The following is a 3,107-nucleotide window of genomic DNA, read 5'->3' as shown; positions in this document are numbered from 1 at the left end:
CTTATCCAAATAAGATAACGTCACCGTGATATCACCGTGAGGAAGGTACGACTTCTGAGACAGGTTAGGTTCAAATCATTGTTTTATCCGGAAAACCGAAGGGCATTGGTAATAATCAGCGAAAACCCGTCGGGAGTAATCTGATAAACAAGTTCCATTTTTTATCTCCTGTTCTTTCTCTTTGTACAGTCAAATTCATCCGCAGCTTCATAAACACAGAAAGCCGTTCATCTGAACAGCCCATGTATAACCATATTCTAGCCAATTCAGCAGCAGAAAAATTCCGAGTTCGACAAACACGCTCTCTGCGAACATGGATTTATCGTGGCAAGTCTGCGGTAACGCTGTCTGTAGAAAAATAGATAGGCCGGAAAAAGAGTGACATCGGGAAAACGAAAGAGCGGGTTCGTAGGCCAATATGCAAAAAAAAATCGCAGTTTCAGACTTTATTCAGTCAGAAACAGCGTAAGTGAATGTTTAAAAATCAGTTTGAAGTGTGTGCTCCGTTTTCATCATAGACGGGATCAGGAAGGGTGTTGGCCCTGGCGAAGATCAGGTAGCCGATCAGAAACAGGAAGGCGAGCGTGCCGACCGCAATGTTCTGCTGACCGGTCAGCTGGGAAATCAGCCCGACAACGAGCGTTCCTAAAAAGCTCGCGCCTTTGCCGGCAATGTCGTACAGACCAAAGTATTCACCGGTCTGGTTTTTCGGAATGATCCGCGCAAAGTACGAACGGCTGAGTGCCTGAATCCCGCCCTGGAATACGCCGACGGCGGCGGCGAGAATCCAGAACTGCCAGATGGAATACATGAACAGGGCAAAGATTGAAATGCAGAAGTAGGCGAAGATGCCAACTTTGATCAGCTCGCCCGCGGAGTAGCTTTTGGCCAGATAGCCAAAGAGAATGGCAGCTGGAAAAGCGATGACCTGTGTCAGAAGCAGGGCCAGAAGCAGACCCGTCTGATCGAGTCCAAGTGAGGTTCCATAGGCGGTCGCCATCTCGATGATGGTATAGACGCCGTCGATATAAAAGAAGAATGCCGCCATGAACAGGAGAACTTTGCGGTTATGGCCGATTTCCTTAAGGACTTTCCAGAGTCGTCCAAACGTCTGACGTGCCGCATGCCCTTTACGGGGTACGAAATGTTTCTGCTTATAGCTGAAGGCCAGCGGCAGAGTAAACAGCGCCCACCACACGGCGTTCAGTAAAAATACCAGAAGAATTGCGGTCTGAAAGCCCATGCCCAGATTTTCGTAGCCGAGCATCAGGCCTAAAGAAACGATGAAAGGAATGCAGCTGCCGATATAGCCCCAGGCATAGCCTTTTGAGGAGACCATATCCATTTTGTCTTCCGGGCAGACATCGACGAGCATGGAATCGTAGATGACTAACGAAATGCTGTAGAGAATCTTGCAGAAGATAAACAAAGCGAGAAACGCCATCCAGTGACTGGGAATCCAGAAACAGAACAGCAGGAATGCGCCGGCCAGGGCATTGCCCAGGAAGATTTTTTTCTTGTTTCCGTCAAAGTCGGCGAGCGTTCCCATTAAGGGGCCGGCAATGGCCACACAGATTGTGGCGATACTTGCCGCGTAGGACCACCAGGAGAGATATTCCGTTTCCGAAAGACCGGCCTGTGTAGCCAGGTGATTAAAGTAGATGGGCATAATGGACGTTGCAAGCAGGATAAACGCGGAGTTTCCTACATCGTACATAATCCATTTGAGCTCCAGAGTTGACAATTTATTTTTCATATTCATTCCTCAGGCACAGTTTAGCATTCTCGCCGAAAAATCACAGTATTAGCTTTTCCTATAGGATATTGTTGACATTGTAAACAAATTGGATTTTTGTACAGTTCGATTTTTGCTGGATGTAGTTCATGAAAATGAAAGCAGATACGCACGCAGCGCCGATTAGCTAGAAACGGATCGAAGCTGCAAACCAGGCTGTCAGAACTGGGAAAAACAGGGGGCAGAAAAACTGGAATTCTCTGCCCATCCGTCCAGCCAGCTGCTGTGTGGACAACTGAGAAACCCGACTTTGTAAGGTACAAATCCGGCTTTCTCTTTTCGGTCGAAGAGAGGGGGAGTTGACGAGCTCGCAAAGTCTTTGATAAATTACCACTAACGCCATAATTCAGAAGCAGTAGAAAATAAAGAAAGCTCGCAGAGAGCCGGCGGTTGGTGAAAGCCCGGCAGTTTCTTCTTTCGAACTCGTCTGGATTGCGTAATGCAGACCTGCTATATGGGCATTAAGTGCACAGATCTTTATTCCTTTTCTTTAAATGGGAATTCAATCAACAGACGATCTGTGAAGCAAGGTGGTACCGCGTAGTTTACGTCCTTACAGTTTAGGTAAGGGCGTTTTTCTTTTACGGAAGGACTTTTTCCGAAGGCACCTGCCGCAAGGGTATTGACTCGCTGTACACGCGTCCTGCAGTTTCTCTGCACATGGAAAAGACCCAGCCGATTGGAACCGTCTAAAGGCGCCGTTTCGATCGAAAAGAAAGGAAAGGAAATCAGTATGTACGATCATCAGTCCATTGAGAAAAAGTGGCAGAAGTACTGGGCGGATCATAAAACGTTCAAAACCGATACGTCCGATTTCTCCAAACCAAAATACTATGTACTCGACATGTTCCCGTATCCATCTGGAAACGGACTCCATGTCGGACACCCGGAAGGCTATACTGCCACGGATATCATCGCCCGCAAAAAACGCATGGAAGGTTATAACGTTCTCCATCCGATGGGCTTTGACTCCTTTGGTCTGCCAGCTGAGCAGTACGCCATTCAGACCGGCCATCACCCTTCGGAATTCACAAAGCAGAATATTGATCATTTCCGCGATCAGATTCAGTCTCTCGGCTTCTCCTACGACTGGGACCGCGAAATTGCGACCAGCGATCCGGAGTACTACAAGTGGACCCAGTGGATATTTACCAAGCTCTATGAAAAAGGTCTGGCTTACATCGATGAGATTCCCGTTAACTGGTGCCCAGAACTCAAATGCGTCCTGGCAAACGAAGAAGTTATCGACGGCAAGAGCGAACGCGGCGGCTACCCGGTTATCCGCAAACCGATGCGTCAGTGGGTACTGTGT

2 protein-coding genes are annotated in these 3,107 nt (G+C 48.0%); one reads left to right on the top strand and one right to left on the bottom strand.

Going from position 1 to position 3,107, the window contains the following annotated elements; genetic code table 11:
• Nucleotides 1–484: 484 nt before the first annotated feature.
• Nucleotides 485–1,756, bottom strand: a complete 1,272-nt coding sequence (locus ACLUYS_RS09685; RefSeq protein ID WP_412659759.1) for an MFS transporter — start codon at nt 1,754–1,756, stop codon at nt 485–487.
• Nucleotides 1,757–2,528: 772 nt separating this feature from the next.
• Between ACLUYS_RS09685 and ACLUYS_RS09680 the strand changes: the two genes are divergently transcribed.
• The coding region (locus ACLUYS_RS09680) for a class I tRNA ligase family protein (protein WP_412659757.1) at nt 2,529–3,107 on the top strand (579 nt) is incomplete at its 3' end.

Origin of the sequence: Allobaculum sp. (genome assembly GCF_047010065.1) — a bacterium.
Classification (GTDB): domain Bacteria; phylum Bacillota_I; class Bacilli_A; order Erysipelotrichales; family Erysipelotrichaceae; genus Allobaculum; species Allobaculum fili.
Note: the sequence above shows the minus strand (reverse complement) of the source record. Positions and strands in the feature narration are given on the sequence as shown.

What these genes read in the sequence shown, in the direction of transcription:
- ACLUYS_RS09685 (WP_412659759.1), bottom strand. Translation starts at nt 1,756, where the DNA reads ATGAAAAATAAATTGTCAACTCTGGAGCTCAAATGGATTATGTACGAT.